Source organism: Vibrio sp. 1CM7H (assembly GCF_023161645.1).
GTDB lineage: Bacteria > Pseudomonadota > Gammaproteobacteria > Enterobacterales > Vibrionaceae > Vibrio > Vibrio diabolicus.
Map to the genome: position 1 here is coordinate 239,757 of NZ_JALNTV010000001.1, position 17,212 is coordinate 256,968.

The 17,212-nt window shown below is 47.2% G+C and carries 16 protein-coding genes; 6 read left to right on the forward strand and 10 right to left on the reverse strand.

The genetic code is table 11. The annotated features are described in order from the left end of the window. Nucleotides 1-2: 2 nt before the first annotated feature. On the forward strand, nt 3-395 hold the full coding sequence (locus MSG33_RS01085; protein WP_048624767.1) for a ribosome recycling factor family protein: 393 nt from the start codon (nt 3-5) through the stop codon (nt 393-395). Between the two features lie 79 nt (nt 396-474). Continuing rightward, the gene (locus MSG33_RS01090; RefSeq protein ID WP_006741386.1) at nt 475-1,089 is read left to right on the forward strand and encodes a LysE family translocator; all 615 of its coding nucleotides are present in this window, start codon (nt 475-477) and stop codon (nt 1,087-1,089) included. Nucleotides 1,090-1,182: 93 nt separating this feature from the next. Here MSG33_RS01090 and MSG33_RS01095 read toward each other — a convergent pair whose 3' ends face one another. The 10 genes from MSG33_RS01095 to doeA all read right to left on the reverse strand — a co-directional run bounded on the left by MSG33_RS01095 (nt 1,183) and on the right by doeA (nt 11,910). Next, nucleotides 1,183-1,704: a DUF2058 domain-containing protein gene (locus MSG33_RS01095; protein WP_006741387.1), complete on the reverse strand. Its 522-nt coding sequence runs from the start codon at nt 1,702-1,704 to the stop codon at nt 1,183-1,185. 47 nt (nt 1,705-1,751) lie between these two features. Continuing rightward, entirely contained in the window at nt 1,752-2,528 is a 777-nt protein-coding gene (locus MSG33_RS01100; RefSeq protein ID WP_248379455.1) for an Asp/Glu racemase, read from the reverse strand. Nucleotides 2,529-2,584: 56 nt separating this feature from the next. Then, nucleotides 2,585-3,544, reverse strand: a complete 960-nt coding sequence (locus MSG33_RS01105) for a cyclodeaminase (protein WP_006741389.1) — start codon at nt 3,542-3,544, stop codon at nt 2,585-2,587. A 14-nt stretch (nt 3,545-3,558) separates the two neighbouring features. Next, on the reverse strand, nt 3,559-4,533 hold the full coding sequence (gene eutB, locus MSG33_RS01110) for a hydroxyectoine utilization dehydratase EutB (protein ID WP_248379457.1): 975 nt from the start codon (nt 4,531-4,533) through the stop codon (nt 3,559-3,561). 86 nt (nt 4,534-4,619) lie between these two features. Further along, nucleotides 4,620-6,026 carry an aspartate aminotransferase family protein gene (locus MSG33_RS01115; protein WP_139059271.1) on the reverse strand — a complete coding sequence of 469 codons (1,407 nt, stop codon included), beginning with the start codon at nt 6,024-6,026 and terminating at the stop codon, nt 4,620-4,622. A 41-nt stretch (nt 6,027-6,067) separates the two neighbouring features. Further along, complete coding sequence (locus MSG33_RS01120; RefSeq protein ID WP_248379458.1) at nt 6,068-7,588, reverse strand: NAD-dependent succinate-semialdehyde dehydrogenase; 1,521 nt, start codon at nt 7,586-7,588, stop codon at nt 6,068-6,070. A gap of 155 nt (nt 7,589-7,743) precedes the next feature. Continuing rightward, nucleotides 7,744-8,223: an Lrp/AsnC family transcriptional regulator gene (locus MSG33_RS01125; RefSeq protein ID WP_006741393.1), complete on the reverse strand. Its 480-nt coding sequence runs from the start codon at nt 8,221-8,223 to the stop codon at nt 7,744-7,746. A 91-nt stretch (nt 8,224-8,314) separates the two neighbouring features. Next, entirely contained in the window at nt 8,315-9,328 is a 1,014-nt protein-coding gene (dctP, locus tag MSG33_RS01130) for a TRAP transporter substrate-binding protein DctP (RefSeq protein WP_248379461.1), read from the reverse strand. Nucleotides 9,329-9,660: 332 nt separating this feature from the next. Next, nucleotides 9,661-10,668: a N(2)-acetyl-L-2,4-diaminobutanoate deacetylase DoeB gene (gene doeB / locus MSG33_RS01135; RefSeq protein WP_248379471.1), complete on the reverse strand. Its 1,008-nt coding sequence runs from the start codon at nt 10,666-10,668 to the stop codon at nt 9,661-9,663. A 54-nt stretch (nt 10,669-10,722) separates the two neighbouring features. Further along, nucleotides 10,723-11,910 carry an ectoine hydrolase DoeA gene (gene doeA / locus MSG33_RS01140; RefSeq protein ID WP_005392731.1) on the reverse strand — a complete coding sequence of 396 codons (1,188 nt, stop codon included), beginning with the start codon at nt 11,908-11,910 and terminating at the stop codon, nt 10,723-10,725. Between the two features lie 273 nt (nt 11,911-12,183). On the opposite strand from doeA, the gene MSG33_RS01145 reads away from it, so the two are divergent. From MSG33_RS01145 to MSG33_RS01160, 4 genes are all read left to right on the forward strand, one after another. After that, the gene (locus MSG33_RS01145) at nt 12,184-13,617 is read left to right on the forward strand and encodes a PLP-dependent aminotransferase family protein (RefSeq protein WP_104973447.1); all 1,434 of its coding nucleotides are present in this window, start codon (nt 12,184-12,186) and stop codon (nt 13,615-13,617) included. Nucleotides 13,618-13,749: 132 nt separating this feature from the next. Then, nucleotides 13,750-14,307: a TRAP transporter small permease gene (locus MSG33_RS01150; RefSeq protein WP_226420398.1), complete on the forward strand. Its 558-nt coding sequence runs from the start codon at nt 13,750-13,752 to the stop codon at nt 14,305-14,307. Then, nucleotides 14,304-15,581 (forward strand): TRAP transporter large permease, encoded by a 1,278-nt coding sequence (locus MSG33_RS01155; RefSeq protein WP_248379473.1) that lies wholly within the window; start codon nt 14,304-14,306, stop codon nt 15,579-15,581. Before MSG33_RS01150 ends, MSG33_RS01155 begins: the two co-directional genes overlap by 4 nt. Nucleotides 15,582-15,808: 227 nt before the next feature. Further along, complete coding sequence (locus MSG33_RS01160; RefSeq protein WP_025522719.1) at nt 15,809-17,203, forward strand: MFS transporter; 1,395 nt, start codon at nt 15,809-15,811, stop codon at nt 17,201-17,203. Nucleotides 17,204-17,212 lie beyond the last annotated feature (9 nt).

Consider the following 17,212-nt stretch of genomic DNA (forward strand, 5'->3'; position numbering starts at 1 on the left):
GGATGAAAGATGACGACATTATTGTTTCGCTTCCCTCTCTGATTCATCGCATTGGCGGTGAGAATGCTAAACGCATTAAAGTCATTGCGGCGGATTGCGGGTGTGACGTTAAGCGAGTTAGGCGCTCTCGTCATTGGCAAGTTTCTGGAGAAGCTTTGAACTTAAAAGCGTTACTTGATCAGCTAAAAGCAGGGCAGTGTGAAGAGCTAAGGTTTGTGATGAATAAGTTGGAGAAAGGGTTATCCGTTCATCAGGACAAACTGGAACCGTTGGAAGAAAAACTGATTCGGTTGGTGGTGCAAAACCCAAATATCACCTTGGCGGAGTTAATGACAGAAACACACTGTACGATTGCACAAGCCAGAGCAGCTCGGTTTGAAGCGGAAATGCTCTAGCGTAGAATTTTTATTTACTCATTCTAGCAGCCAATGTTACGGTGCTGGCTATTACTAAAAATTAAGGCCATTTTTTATCATGGATATTTGGAAGCTCCTCCTTTTTATTCCCGCTTGCTTTGCTCTGAATATGACTCCAGGCCCAAACAACTTATTGGCAATGAATAATGCGCGTTGTTACGGTTTTCGTGCCGCGTTTGTCGCTAGTTTAGGGCGTATTACGGCATTTTCTGGCATGATCGCGTTGTCTGCCTCTGGGCTGGCAGTGATTTTGTACACATCAGAAATGCTGTTTTTAGCGTTAAAGCTGGTGGGTGCGTTGTATCTATTGTGGATTGCATTCAACCTTTGGCGTTCGGAATCGAGCCCGATCTCTGAGTTAACTAACTCACGCAACTATGCAGGGCTTGCGAAACAAGAGTTTACGCTTGCCGCCGGTAACCCGAAGGCGATTCTTATTTTTACTGCATTTTTGCCGCAGTTTGTAGACGTGAACGCCAACGTTCAAGAGCAGTTTTTTGCCCTTGGCTCCACGTTTTTGATTTTAGAAATGGTCGCCATTTCAATTTACGCGATTTTTGGTTTGTACCTTAGACATTGGTTCTCAAATCCAAAAATGGCGAAACGTTTTAATCGCGGATGTTCGCTGTTTTTAGCCGCATCTGGTGTGAATTTGCTACTAAGTAAGCAATAACGCACATCATTTCTGTAGCGTATTTTTCTATTAAAAAAGAGCCGCTGATGTTATATCAGCGGCTCATTTCGTTGATGCATCTATTGTTTGTTGTTACCACATCAAGTCATCTGGCACGACGAAATCTGCGTATGGGTCGTCTTCTGCTGGAATGTCCGATTCTGGTTCTTTCTGTTCGATGATGACGGATTCATCACGTTGAGCAATTTTATTCGCTACTCCGCGTGGAATGACAACGTAGCTTTCACCGACAATCGCAATGGCTAGAATGCCTTTAATCAACTGTTCACGGATGAGAGCATCAACATACAGTGACTTAACCAAGGTGCCATGGGTGAAGTTGTACTTAATATCGCCATCTTTTAAGTCGATCTTGTTCATCTCAATCAATTGATTGATTTGCGCTTTGATCTCTTTGTTCAAACGCTCGGCATTTTGCTGTTCGCTCAATTGTTTATCACGCTCTAACTGTTGGCGTTTATTCTCTTCAACCGCCGCTTTTACTTCGCGTGCTTGAACGCGTGATTTTTTAGAGCCTTTCTTCGCTTTCTTTAGTTTCTTTTCATTAACTAAGCCAGCTTTCAGCATTTGTTCTTGAAGGGTAAGTTTTGCCATGTTTCATCCAGTTAGTGCGCAATTTTGTGCATTTTAGCGAGTCCTTATCAGCAAGGAAAGGGCGATGATGACACGTCGGAGAAATTATCGGACTCAAGCAAACGCAATGCGTCCCAAAGCATCACTTGGTTGGAGCTTAGTACAGGAATACCAAAGCGGCTTGAGAAATAAGGCAGTAGATGCATGACTCGCATGTTCGTGCATGAAATAAATACCGCGTCCACAGTGCAATCAATCGACTCAAGCAGCTGCGCTAAGGCATTTTCTACGTCTTGCCCTCCAATGGTTGGGATATGGGGATCGTAGTCGAGATTGAAATACCCAAAGGCCAGAACGTCAATGCCATGTTCGGTCATGGACTCATAAAGTGGGTGATTGACGTCATTGGTATACGGCGTCAGCATAACGATTCTTTTAGCTTTATGGTGTTCAAGCGCTCTCAGTGCGGCTTGCCAAGGGTTAGTTGTTATGGCTTCGGGTCTCTCTTGACGAATTAAATCAGTGATTTGATCGGAGCCAATGAGCACACTAGCTGACGTACAGCCAAACGCCATGACGTTGATTGGCCACATTGGCACGATGGTGCGTACACACTCGCGGATACTGTTTTGCATATCTGTTAAGTGCAGAGGATCGACAGTACCTGTGGTGAGAAAGCGTGAAGTGTATAAGCGAACATCTGCGGGTAAATGCTCGCGCCATTCGTTTTCTAGCACATAGTCGGTCGCGAGTTGAATGAGTCCGATTGAACGTTGATAAGCGGATACATCCGCCGAAAACTCAAACTGAGTGGTTAAAGATTGAAACGTACAGAGCTCTGGCATGTTACGGCCCTCAAAAAGTGCGGTGGTTGCCCACCGCCAAAGTCACAGGGAATAAGTTACATCGTGGATTGAATGCTGGTGAGTTGTTGAGCGGTATAGTCAGCGATTGCGGTGTCTTGAACGCCAGTTCCCGTTAAATCACATACCGAAACATCGTCAACACGCCTTGAGTAGGGGTGCTTGCCGCAAATGATGTCGCCAAGTTCGACTAGGCTACGGGTGAGCGGTTTGTCTACACCACGTAATTCGCCAAGTGATTCTGACTGACTGATTCGATCGACCACCAGATGCTCAGCGTTTAGGATCACTGAGGTGGCAAGCTCACGTTTATGAGGGCTGTCTGAACCCATAGCGATCACGTGTGCTCCTGATGGGATATCTTCCCAATTCAGCAAAGGTTCTTTTGATGGTGTTGTCGTGACAATAATGTCGGCTTCTTGGCATGCTTGCTGGATAGAGGAGTGTACGGATACGGATAGATCGTATCGTTGCTCCATGCGTTGTTTGTAAGCCTGCGATTTTGTGTTGTCTCTTGCCCAGATGTTCACTTGGGAGATTGGCCTAACTAATTTTATTGCAGCGACTTGGAGTTCTGCTTGAAGCCCACTGCCAATAACCGTAATTTTGGATGCTTCTGAGTTCGACAGGTATTTCGCGGAGATAGCGCCAGCGAGAGCAGTACGAATGTCGGTTAGATACCCTTCGTCAAACAATACGCTATCAACCAGCCCTGTTTTCGCGCTAAAGAGCACCATCAAACCATTTAGGCTGGGTAGTCCTAGTTTTGGGTTATCAAAAAATCCTGGGCTGATTTTTATCGCGAAGCGCTCATTACCTTTGATATGCGCCGTTTTTACATCCACTTCGCCGTTATGCTCTTCAATTGCCATGCTAAGAATCGGAGGCATAGTGACGTTGCCTTGCCCAAGCGCTTTGAAGCCATTTTCCACGGCCGCTAACGCATTAAGATCTAACTGAGTCACTTGCTCTATCTGAGATTTATTATAGATTTTCATTCGCACGACCTCGGTTACTCTTTGACTTGGCGGCCAATTTTTAATGCCGTCTCAAAAGTGTCTGATGAGACGTTTTTTCCACTGAGCACCAAAACGACTTTCTTACCGCGTAAGTCCAGTTGATGCTGGTGAATGGCGGCAAGCCCCACTGCGGCCGCGCCTTCTACGGCAAATTTTTCTGCATCGAAAATATCTGCCATGCCTTTGGCGATGCTGTGTTCACTGACTAAAAACGCTTTATCCATGACTTCTTGCACGAGTTTGAAGGTATAGCGATTGTCTAAACCTATGCCGCCACCTAAGCTGTCAGCAAACGATTCGTGCTCTTCAACTTGTACTGGTTTTCCTGCTTTAATGCTTTCTACCATCGCTGCGCCTTTGTCCATGGAAACGCCATACACGTTCACTTTGCTGCTATTTGATTTTGCGGCTAAGCCAATACCACCAATCAATCCGCCGCCAGATAACCCGGCGAAAATGACGTCGACATCAGGAAGATCTTCAATGATTTCTAGCCCAATGGTCCCTTGTCCGGCGATGATGTCTGGGTGTTCGAATGGTGAGAGATAGGTCATCGACTCTTCTTCTGTTAGCCTCAATGCTTCTCGCTCCGCGTCGTCTTGAGCTTGACCAACTATTCGAACTTCTGCGCCTAATGCTTTAATTGCGTCGACTTTGTTTTGTGGCACTAAATTGGACATACAAATCACGGTGCGGACTCCTAGTCGTTGCCCAGCATAAGCCACGGCACGGCCGTGGTTACCAGTAGAGCAAGTGACGACGCCATGTTGTTTTTGTTCCTCATTCAGTTTGTTCATGGCATGAGTCGCTCCACGCAATTTAAAAGCACCAATAGGTTGTAGTGTTTCCAGTTTTAACCAAATTTCACATTGATATTGTTGCGATAACCGTGGTGAGTGAAGTAATGGTGTGCGACTGACTAATCCGTTAATCGCTTTCTTTGCGGCAAAGATTGCTTGTGTTTCCATGTAGTACGTCTCTTAGGACCGCCCCCTCTAATTTGGTCAGAGGGGGCGGTAATCATTGGTAGGTTTGTGAGTTGGTTAATTCGCGGCTATTTTGGCTGCCACTGTTTAGACGTGACGAGGTTATCCATCACTTTATTGACCGCTTGGTGCGCTTTGTCGACAATAGTGTCGATGTCATTACGATTCGCGATAAGCGGTGGAGCAAAGCCGAGGATGTCACCATGTGGCATGGCGCGAGCGATTAAGCCTTGCTCTAAACAGGCCGCCGCGATTTGCGGACCCACTTTCAAGTTTGGATCAAAGTGTGCTCGGCGGAGTTTGTCTGAAGAAAACTCCAACGCATGCAACAAGCCAACGCCACGAGTATCACCGATCAATGGATGATCGTTAAACGTCTCTGCCATACGTTGCTGCAAGTAAGCGCCGACCTCGGCTGCGTTTTGCACCAAGCCTTCACGTTCAATGATATCGAGGTTGCAGTTCGCGGCTGCCGCTCCCATTGGGTGACCGGAGTAGGTATAACCGTGTCCGATAGCGCCCCATTGGTCGGTGCCGTTTTCTAGCACACTCCAAACTCGTTCACCGACGATCACGCCAGACAACGGTTGATACGCTGAGGTTAACCCTTTCGCTACCGTGATGAGATCCGGTTTCATGTCGTAGTGCAGTGAGCCAAAATCGGAGCCGAGGCGACCAAAGCCACAGACAACTTCATCCGCAATCAAGAGTACATCGTATTTGTCGAGTACTTTGCGAATCGCCTGCCAGTATCCTTCTGGTGGTGGCACAATACCGCCAGTACCGAGCACTGGTTCCGCAATCATCGCTGCTACCGTTTCTGGGCCTTCTTCCAAGATCATTGCTTCGAGTTGATCCGCACAATATTGAGAGAATTCAAGCTCAGACATGCTCTCGTCTTCACGGCGATAGTAATACGGCGCCATGGTGTGCTTGATGCGCTCAAGCGGTAAATCAAAATGAGCGTGGAATAGAGGCAGCCCTGTCATTGAACCCGAAGCGATACTTGAGCCATGGTAGCCGCGGTCACGGGAGATAATTTTTTTCTTCTCTGGTAGACCACGGGCATTGTTGTAATACCACACCAACTTAAGTTGAGTTTCGTTCGCATCGCTGCCCGACATGCCGTAGTAGACTTTACTCATGCCTTCAGGGGCCATTTTGATGATGCGATCTGATAGTGTCACTAGTGCTTCGTTCGTATGACCGACGTAAGTGTGGTAGTACGCCAGCTCTTTGGCTTGTTCATAAATAGCATCGGCCATTTCAGTCCTGCCATAGCCAATGTTCACACAATACAACCCGGCAAAGCCGTCTATCAGCTCGATGCCTTCTGAATCGGTGATGCGTATTCCGCTTCCGCTCGAGATAATTCTTCCCGAAAGCTCCCCAGCCGCATACTGCTTCAGGTGGGTTGAGGCATGAAATACTCTCTGACGGTCGATCTCTAAAAGTTGTTTGGTTTTGTTGCTCATGATCCTTCTCCTCGAATAATTGGATATCCATATTTCGTGCCTTAACTGCCACTGACGGTTGGTAAAGCGCCTAAGCAGCAGTATTTGATTTCACTGTATTCTTCAAAGCCGTGGCGACTGCCTTCTCGTCCAAGCCCTGACTGTTTCACACCGCCAAATGGGATAGGGTGGCCAGTCATCTTGACGGAGTTCACGCTCACCATGCCAAATTCCAAACCACGCATGCAGCGCCAAATTTGGTGAATATCGTGACCATAAACATAGGCAGCTAATCCGTACTCAGTGTCGTTGCTCATTTCAATCACGGTATCTAAGTCTTGGTAAGGCAACACGCCTGCCACAGGACAAAAATTCTCTTCGCGATACACCGTCATATCAGGGGTGACATCGGCCAGCAATGTCGGCGCAAAGAAGTTTTCGCCTGGTACGGGCTGGTGGTATCCCGCTACCAATCGCGCGCCTTTGTCGAGTGCGTCACGCACCAAATCATGCGCTTTATCCGCCGCAGCGCGATTGATCAGCGGCCCCATGGTGGTTTTTTCATCTAAACCATTGCCTAAAACGATGTGGCTCATTTCTTTGGCAAACGCTTCCAAAAACGCTTCGTACTTATCTTCGGGGACGAAAATACGGTTTGCGGCCAAGCAGTCTTGTCCTGCAGTTTGAAACTTGGCATCCACGGCGGCTTTGGCTGCTTGCTCGACATCCATATCTGGCAGCACGATGAAAGGGGCATTACCGCCGAGCTCCATACTGCACTTCTTCACGGTTTGTGCCGCGTCACGCAGCAGCAACTTACCCACTCGAGTTGAACCTGTGAACGAGAGCGCTTTGACTTTATCGGAGTGACACAAAGTTTGTGACACCATCACCGCATCGCCAGTAATCACGTTAAATACACCAGGTGGAAAGCCGGCTCGGTCTGCTAATTCTGCCAAGGCCAATGCGGAGAAAGGCGTTTCGCTGGCAGGTTTGATGAGCACCGGACAGCCTATCGCTAATGCTGCGGCGGCTTTACGGGTGACCATTGCATTAGGAAAATTCCATGGTGTAATCAGTGCTGCGACACCAATCGGTTCGCGTACCGTCGATAGCTGCGCATTCGGAATATGACTTGGGATGGTTTCGCCATAACTGCGGCGTGCTTCCTCTGCAAACCAACGAACAAAGGATGCGCCGTAGTCGATTTCACCCAAAGCATCACCTAATGTTTTGCCTTGTTCCATAACCATCAAACGAGTAAGATCTTGTTTTGATTCTAAAATCAGATCGTGCCAACGCATGAGAATTTCAGCGCGCTCTTCTGCTTGCATTTTTCGCCATTGACGAAAGGCTTGGTCGGCTTCATCAATCGCTTGATAGAGTTGTTGCTGAGATAGCTTGGTGATGTAGCCTATGACCGTCCCATCCGCTGGATTATCCACCGGATGAAATTGGTCACCACTTACCCATTTGCCATTTACGTACGCTAAACCTCTCACCAAACGTACGTCTTTCATTATCGCCATCATGTCGTGTGAGGCTTTTAATTCCTCAGCATGTAAGCTGTGCAGTGCTGTCATGAGTCCTTCTCCCAGCGTCGTTGTCCATAGTTAAACTGTAATGGAGAAGTGACCGAAATAATTTCTGATGCCGAGGTTTAAACCATCAAAACTTTCTTTTCCACACCATCAGATATGGTGATTTTTCTGGTCGTCTTTTAAGCGTGTTTTCCCTTTTAGAACAAGGCGTTTTGGTTCACTTCTAATGTGCCTGCATCACGTTTGATTGTTTTCGTCACGATGTAAGTAAAGTAGCGCTCAATGCCCACTTCTGACTCTAACCAGTTGTCGATAAGCCGCTGATATTGATCAATATCTTCCGACTGAATTTTGAGTATGTAATCGACACCGCCGCCTGTGGCATAACAATCAGTGACTTCTGGTGAGTGTTGAACCAGTTGCTCGAAACGTTTGAATGCTTGGGCGCTGTGCTCTTTGAGCGTAACTTCAACCATGACTGACGTTCGTTTGAACAAAACATCGGTATTTACTTTTGCCCCGTAGCCTTCAATGATGCCTGCTTCTTCCAGTTTTTTGACTCGCTCCCAGCAAGGGCTCACAGATAGGTTAATGGCCTCGGCAAGGTGAGATTTGGTAATACGGCCATTGTCATGAAGTATTTGTAGAATTTTTACGTCGTAGCGATCGAGGCGCATAATTGGTCTCCCTGTAAAATACCAATCAGTTCAGAATAGTTGATGACTGGTCAACCGCTATAAGGTGGCCCGAAGGCCACTCCTTTTTCTGTTATTGATTGAACTCTTGTTCCAGTGAGCTCAGCACCGCTTTACCGCTGTCGCCTGTAAGCTCGATGTATTTGTCCCGCATTGGCATAGAGGCTTGTTCAAATGCTGCACGTTCGTCACTGTCGAGTTTGATCATCTGCATATCTGGTTTGGCTTGCTTAATTTGATCAAGACGTTTTTGGTTAAACTCATCCTGTTTTTCAAATATAAAGTCAGTCATACCAGCGATGACTTTATTGACCTGATCTTGGCGGGCTTGTGGGAGGGTCTCGAACCAACTGTTGTTGGTAATGACAGTCGTAGTAAATTGTTGCTGTCCTGCCCAGATCATGTAGTCGTTCACTTCGTAGAACTTCATTTCTTCGATAGCAAAAACGGGGTTTACTTGACCATCGATCATTTTAAGTTGCAGAGCACCATAGACCTCTGAGTAGGGTAAAGGCGTAGGGTCGGCTCCAAACGATTTATAAGCCTCAACCAGCATTGGCGATGCCATCACGCGCATTTTGAAGTTATCAAAATCTTTTGGAGAACGAATCTCACGGTTGGTCGTCCACACCATTTCACCTTCTGGATACATAGTGAGAAGTTTGAGGTTTTTCTGTTCTAGCTTTCCGCCGAGTGTGTCATAGATAGTAGGGCTTGAACTCAGCACTTTTTTATTCACATCATTGTCTTGCGACAAAAGGTAAGGGATGGAGAAAACCTGCATTTCGGGCACGAATGAACCAAAAATACCTGGCGATGCGTTGGTAAATTGGATAATACCGTTCGCAGTAAGCTCGGTAAGATCTTCTGACTGACCCAATGTACCGTATGGATAGACTTCCACTGTGACGTCGCCATCGGTTGCATTTTCGATGCGCTTTTTAAACTCTTGCGCATAAGCATCTTGCACCGAGCCTTTGACTTCTTCTAGAGCGAATTTCCACGTCTCTGCATAAACATTGCTGGTGGCAAAGCTGGCAGCGATCAGTACGGCACTCGTTAGGTAGCTGTGTTTCATCGGATTCATCCATTTCTTCCTTAATCAGTTTGTGAGTCAATTCACCAACGGCAGGTGATACACCAGACCCGATGTTGTGTCGTGTTTAGGGCGTGTTGACCTTTCGAGCTGATTTTTGCAGCGATTTGTGGGTGGCCTGCATAAAAAGCCGATAACGCAGTAGAAATGAACCACAAAGGCTGCCCGAAGGGTTCGAGCTAGGCGCCCCCGCAAAAATCGTTTTATGCTTTGTTGAAGACCATTTGCTTAGAATGACTAGGCTGCATAGTCTTCGCCGCGCCTAAAACGATTTTACCTCGAACAAAATTTAACCGCGAAAGGTCAATACGCCCTAGTAAGAGTTAGTTTAATTCGCCACAGTCTTCGGCAATTACGGCGACCGTGTCACCAATGTTGACCATGGCAGGGAAACGACGTGCAGCAAAAATCCCACTGCGCAGCGCTTTGTATTCGATTGGGTCGCTCCCTGTACGCTCGGTTGAATAGATTCTTGCCAGTACATCGTCTTGTTTGATGGTATCGCCAAGCTCAAATAAGTATTCGGTGATACCGTTGTGCTGGCTTTGCACGTAGCAACTTGCATCGGGCATATCAAGCAGCCTGGTTGGCAGGGTTGGTTTTTCGTAATCACCTGATAAGTTGCCCGAAAAACGCAAGAAGTTACGAATACCTCGGTCGGCATAAGCGATGGTTTCTGGAGTGCTGGTTCCGCCACCTCTGAGCTCTGTGGTGACGAAGATTTTGCCTTGAGATTCCACTGCGGTGTCGTACAGGCTGGTGGCGTCCATTTCGAGCAAGATCATGGTGTAAGGTGCGCCAAACAGCTTTGCACCTAAGATGCATGCTTCTTCTTGATCGAGGTTGTCGAGGCGATGGGCTGCGGCGAAAGGCACGATGTCTAACGTTTTACCACCTGAATGAATGTCTAACGCAAAATCGCACATGGGTACTAAGTAACGAGTAAAGTAATCCGCGATTTTTTCGGTCACTGAGCCTACAGGGTTTCCGGGAAAGCTGCGATTTAAATTCCCTTTATCGATAGACGATGTGCGCGAGGCATTTTGTACCGCAGGTAAGTTCATCATTGGCACAATAATGACGCGACCTTGTATTTGCTCTGCTTGCAGCGAGTTTGCCAATTTTAGCAGGCTGGTGATGCCTTCGTATTCATCACCGTGATTACCGCCAGTAAGCAGCGCCGTTGGCCCGTGACCATTTTTTATCACGGTGATAGGTATCATGATGCTTCCCCAAGCGGAGTCATCATGGGAATAGGGCAGCGCTAAAAAGCCGTGCTGCACGCCTTCTCGGTCAAAGTCTACGGTGGCTGTGATCGAGCTCTTTTGCATATCGAGTCCTTTTTGTTCTTAAGCCCAGTTCAACAGAACTTACGGTTTGAAAAGTTAGTGTTTAACAAATAAGTGGCGTGGGAAATCACACAGTGTTTTTGCACCATCACGGGTGATCACAATGCTTTCGGTGGTTTCTAACCCCCAATCTTCAAACCATAGCCCCGGCATAAAGTGGAATGTCATGCCTTCTTTTAATACGGTTTTATCGGTGTCTCGCAAGCTCATGGTTCGTTCGCCCCAGTCAGGAGGGTAGCTCAGACCAATTGGGTAACCACATCGGGCGCCTTCACGTGAGAATCCTGCTTTATCGAGGACTTGGTTCAATGCGTTGGCGATGTCGGCGCAAGTATTGCCTGGTCTTGCGACTTCTAAGCCTGCTTCGAGACCTAAAGTTAATGCTTCATCTGCACGTTTGAATTTGTCGTCCGGTTCTCCAAGAAAAATAGTGCGAGAGAGTGGGCAATGGTAACGGCGATGTGCCCCAGCGATTTCGAAAAAAGTACCTTCGCCTTTTTTGAAAGGTCTATCGTCCCACGTTAGGTGAGGTGCAGAAGCATCAGAACCAGATGGCAAAAGCGGCACGATCGCGGTGTAATCGCCAAAGTGATCTTCATGCCCAAGTACTGCTTGGCGGTTAATCTCGGCGACAAGGTGATGTTTAGGCAATCCTGGCTCGATCATATCGAACGCGACGCGATGCATATTTTCAACAATGCGAGCTGCGCGGTACATATAAGCCAGTTCTTGATCAGATTTAACGGCGCGACACCAATTGACTAGCCCGGTTGCATCGAGAAGTTGAGCATTCGGCAAGTGCGTGGTGAGTGACTCGTAAGCGGTGGCACTAAAGTAATAGTTATCTTTTTCCACCCCGATACGGCCGCGATCCCAAAGACGCGGGGCGAGTACCGCTTCTACCAGAAAATCCATTGGGTGTAATGGTGGGTTCATTACATAATGGTCTGGGTAGTAGGTGATATTTTCTGCCGACATATACGCAGTTCTGTATGCCCCATTGGCATCTTGGCAGCGCCCAAACCAAACAGGCTCGCCAGATGATCCTACAACGACACATTGTGGGACATAAAAAGACCAACCGTCATAACCTGTCAGCCATGCCATGTTAGAAGGATCGTGAATGATAAGGACATCCAACTCTCGTTCTTCCATCGACTGCCGAACTTTTGTTAATCGGTCCTGGAATTCATCCAGTGTAAAATGCAAAGCAACGCCTCTCATATTTTCTCCTTGTTAAAAATCCGACGCCTTATGGGCCTTCGGAGACGTTGAGGTATTTCTACCTTCCACCAGGTCAGCCAGACCTGCGTTTAAAAACTATTGCAACTCACCACTGCGGCTGGGTTTGGATTAAACGATGCCATTTAACATGTTTGTTGAATCTATATTTCTCATGTCAATCATTACAATTGTGGCTCATTTTTGTGCATTACACCGCATTTGATGGCTAAAAACTCGCCATTTGTTAAATTGAAGTTACAATGAGCATTAAAAATGAATCAATTAAAATATTGTGTCATGACAATTTCTTTGAACCCGATCATTCGCCCAGGCACCGCTAAGTACATCTCCATTGGCAATTATCTTGTCGAATGTGTCCGCAGTGGTTACCTAAAACCCGGTACTCGACTGCCCACACATCGTGAGTTTGCGGAGCAAATTGGCGTGAGCGTACAAACCGTCAGTCATGCATATGGTTATGCAGAGAAAAAGGGTGCGCTCGAGTCTTGGGTGGGAAACGGTACGTTTGTAAAATCAGGCTTTGTGGATGAAAGCACGGACACGGAGTTCATGCTGACGCAAGAGATGAAAGAAACGCCGGATGAAATTGATATGTCGATCGCTCATCCGGTAGTAACCGATCGCCACATTACGCTTTTTAATCAGGCGTTAATGGAAATTGCTGGGCAAACAAACAATCGCAGTTTGATCAGTAAAGCAAAGCCAGTAACAGGTCAGCCTCATCATATTGAGTCCGGAGCGCGATTTCTCAGTAGCCAAGGGTTAGACGTTGGTACCGATCAAATATTACTCACAAACGGTGCATGCCATGGCTTGACCTTGGCTTTAAGCACCGTTGTTGAACACGGTGATTTAGTCGCTTGTGGCCACTTAGTCGATCATGGCTTGATCTCTCGCTCGAGAATGCTTGGATTTAAGTTACAGCCGCTTGAGATGGATGAGTTTGGTATCACGCCGGATGCATTTGAATGGGCATGTAAACACAAACCAATCAAGGCGCTGTGTTGCACACCGAGCATGGCCAATCCGAATAGTGCGCATATGGATATTTCGCGCCGAGAGGCGATAGCAAATATTGCGAAGCAGTATGAGATCTACGTGATTGAAGATGACGTGTATGGGGCACTAGAGCCCAATCGTGTCCCACCTCTCGCCGCACTGTTACCCGAGCAGGCTTTTTATGTCACCAGTTTAACCAAAGTCGTAGCGCCAGGTATGCGTACGGGCTATTTAACGGTCCCACGTCATTTTTTGCAGCATGCGATTGGCCGTTTAGCAGCGACGAGTTGGTCTGCGACCCCGTTACCGTTTGAAGTCGCTCATTTGTGGATCGAAAACGGTACATTAAATCGACTTATTCGATTTCAAGTCAATGAATTTGCCAAGCGCCAGCGAATAGCAAAAGCCACCTTAGAAGGGCATGTTTATAGCTCACACCCGAATGGTCAGCACATTTGGTTGAGGTTACCCGAGCAGTGGAGCAGTGATGATCTGGTCGCTTCGGCTAAGCGTTCTGGGGTGCAGATCACGGGGTATAAACCTTTTGTTCTCGATACTAATCAGCCAATGCCTTACGTGCGAATCAGTTTGGGAGCAGAGACTAATCGAGGCTACATCAAGCATGGGTTATCTGTGATTGCAGAAATTCTCGATACAAACCCTCCAACCTCTCACTTTTTGGTCTGAGCAGTATGCTCTGACCAATTTTTTCTGCGAAAGCGCCAAGTTCAGAAAATCTTTCTTATTCACCTGATTGACTTGATTGTCATGAAAAAGATAACGTTTCATTAACATTTTTGTTGATCAGGAGCAGCGCGGATGAAAGGGATTTTTCAGTGGCTAGATAAATATATACAGAAAGCGGAGGCGGCACTGCTCATTGGCTCGGTGCTTCTTATTGCGTTGAACTCAATTGCTAACGTGTTAGGGCGCTACCTCTTTAGCCAAAGCATCTACTTTTCGGAAGAACTCAATTATTTCCTCATTATCGCCGTCACGTTTATTGGTTGCAGTTATGCTGCCCGCCAATCTCGCCATATCCGTATGACGGCATTTACCGATATGCTTCCAAAGCGTATACAAACTTTAGCCAACGGCATTATTTATTTACTCACCGCCGCATTGGTGGCGGTGCTAACTTGGTATTCGTGGCAATACATTGGCAAGGTGAGCCAAATGGGGCGTCTTTCTCCTGCAATGCAAGTACCTCTGAGCTGGGTGTACTTAATCGCACCGATTGGCCTTTTCTTTAGCACGGTTCAGTTCGCGCGTGTGGGTGGTCGCCATATCAAACGTTTCATAACGCTGACAAAGCGTTCACGCTCATCTCGACCAGATGGCATCGGCTCTGCCACTAAGCAGGAGAAAGCGCTATGACGACCGCTCTTGTTGCAACGATGATCACGTTGTTGGCTTTTGGCTTTCCGATGTTGGTACCGCTATTAGCGGCGACCATGTTGGGATTTATTGTTTTTCTTGGCTTGGGACCAGATTTTATGATCCAGCAAATGCTTGCTGGCATCAAACCCGCTGCGTTGATCGCAGTACCGATGTTTATTCTCGCGGCAGAAATTATTACCCGAGGCGTCGCAGCAACGCGCTTGCTAGATGTCGCAATGGCGTTTGTTGGGCACGTTCGTGGCGGTCTGGCGATCACCTCATCGCTTAGCTGTGCGATGTTTGGTGCGGTATCGGGGTCTACACAAGCCACCGTTGTTTCTGTTGGCTCTATTATGCGACCGAAAATGTTGGAGTATGGTTACAAAGACAGTTTTGCTCTGGCTTTGATTATTAACGCCTCTGACTTAGCGCTCCTTATTCCACCGAGTATCGGTATGATCATCTATGGTGTGGTGTCTGGAACATCGGTTGCTGAGCTGTTTATTGCTGGTATTGGACCGGCGATCGTGATTTTATTGATGTTTTCTGTCTACTGTTATTTTTATGCAGGTAAAAGCTCTGTAGAAAATGCCCCGCGAGCCAGCTGGAAAGAACGTTGGACCACAATACGTAAAGCGGTTTTACCATTTGGTTTTCCGATCATTACTGTTGGCGGTATTTATGCTGGAGTATTTAGCCCTACCGAAGCGGCGTCGGTTTCGGTGTTGTACGCTGTGTTATTAGAAATGGTTATCTTCCGTAAAGTGAAATGGAAGGAGCTTGGCGAAATCGCGCTTTCTACGGGCATGGTTACCGCGGTGGTATTTATCTTAGTCGCAGCAGGGGCTGCTTTTTCTTGGGTAATTTCATTTGCCCAGATCCCGCAAGAATTGTTGGGTATGATCGGGATTAATGATCTTTCGCAGACCGAGTTACTGGTCGTTATTTCAATTGCGTTCTTTATTGGTTGTATGTTCGTTGATCCAATCGTAGTGATGCTGATTTTGATCCCTATCTTTGCACCTGTGATTAAGTCCTCTGGCATTGACCCAGTACTGGTCGGCACCATCGTGACCTTGCAAGCTGCGATAGGTTCTGCAACGCCGCCATTCGGTTGTGATATTTTTACCGCGATTGCCGTGTTTAAACGTCCTTATGTAGAAGTGATTCGCGGCACACCACCGTTTGTGTTCATCTTGCTTTTGGTCTCTGTGATGCTGATTTTCTTCCCTTCGATTTCGCTTGCGCTGCGCGATCTTGCTTTCCGTTAGCAATTCACTTAATCCATTCAGCCGCTGTACATCAGCGGCTTTTTCTTTTCTTCAAACTGGGATATTTATCCATCCCTTCCTAAACCAAAGTCGCCCATGCACATAAACAGATTGGCTGAAGGCATGCACAAAATTGCTATCTCCATTTATCTATGAGAGTGATAACAGCCTGCACACTAATTCCTAAGTAGTATCTGCGTCATCGTGAGAACAAAGGATTAGTCCCTATGTACAAATATAAATTACCTGTCCTTGAGAAGATCGGCTTTGGCGCCGGTGACATGGCAGTCAACGTGGTGATTTCATCAATGATGTTAATCATCACCTTCTTCTATACGGATATTTTTGGTATCAAACCCGAAGATTTAGCCATGCTATTCATCGTGGTTCGATTGATTGACGCGGTGACCGACCCACTAATGGGCATGATTACCGATAAATTTACCTCTCGTTGGGGTCGCTACCGTCAATACCTACTCTTTCTAGCGATCCCTTTCGGTATCTCGGTTTACCTCGCGTTCAGCACACCTGATGGTGATTACAACACCAAGCTGGTTTACGCCTACGCGACCTACATTCTTGTCACCGTGATGTTTACTGCCGTGACGATTCCGTACATCTCACTAATCAGTGTGATGACCGATGACCCGAAAGAGCGCCTGTCTGCAAACGGCTATCGCTTATTCTTCGCCAAAATCGCGGCGTTTCTTGTCACCATCATCGTACCGCAGTTATCAGCGGCTTGGGGTCAAGACAACATCCAATTGGGTTACCAATATTCGATGGGTCTAATGGGACTGATGGGCACACTGCTGTTCTTGTTCTGTTTCGCGACCACCAAAGAGCGTATCGAACACGTGGTCGATAAAAAATCGTTTAAAGACCAAGTCAAACTGCTGATGAAAAACGACCAGTGGTTGGTACTGTGCGCGGTATGTGTAACGGGCACTATCGGCTACGTAATCCGTGGTTCTGTCGCTGCGTACTACGCCAAGTATTACCTTGGTGGCGACGCGGGTACGATTTCCGCGTTTCTCGCAACAGGTGTAAGTGCGGCGATTCTGGCGATGGTTGCCTCAACGTGGATCACGAAGAAGTACTGCAAAATTAAACTGTTCCGCTACAGCCAAGTCGCGGTGCTACTGCTTAGCGCGATGCTGTACTTGTTTGTCGGTCGCGAAGACTTGGCGCTGGCTTTCGTGTTGTATTTCTTGGTGTCGTTCGTGGTGGATCTGCATGCTCCAGTATTCTGGTCAGCGATTGCAGAAGCTGTCGACTACGGCGCGTACAAAACGGGTCAACGCGTATCTGGGCTGGCGTTTGGCGGTATCTCATTTAGCCAAAAATTGGGCATGGGTATTGGCGGCGCGGTCGTCGGTTGGCTACTCACCTTCTTCAACTACGTACCAAATGAAGCGCAGTCAGATTACGCCCTAACAGGTATCGCGCTGATGCTAACGGTTATCCCTGGCTTGTTCCACTTCTTGATGGGCTCATTGATGTTCAAATACAAAGTGACCGACAAGTACTACCAAGCAATGACAGCGACCAACATCCTAGAAGAAGAGAAAAATCTAAGCGATGTTCAATCTTCAAAACCTCAATCACGTTACGCAAATTAAGGTAAGCAG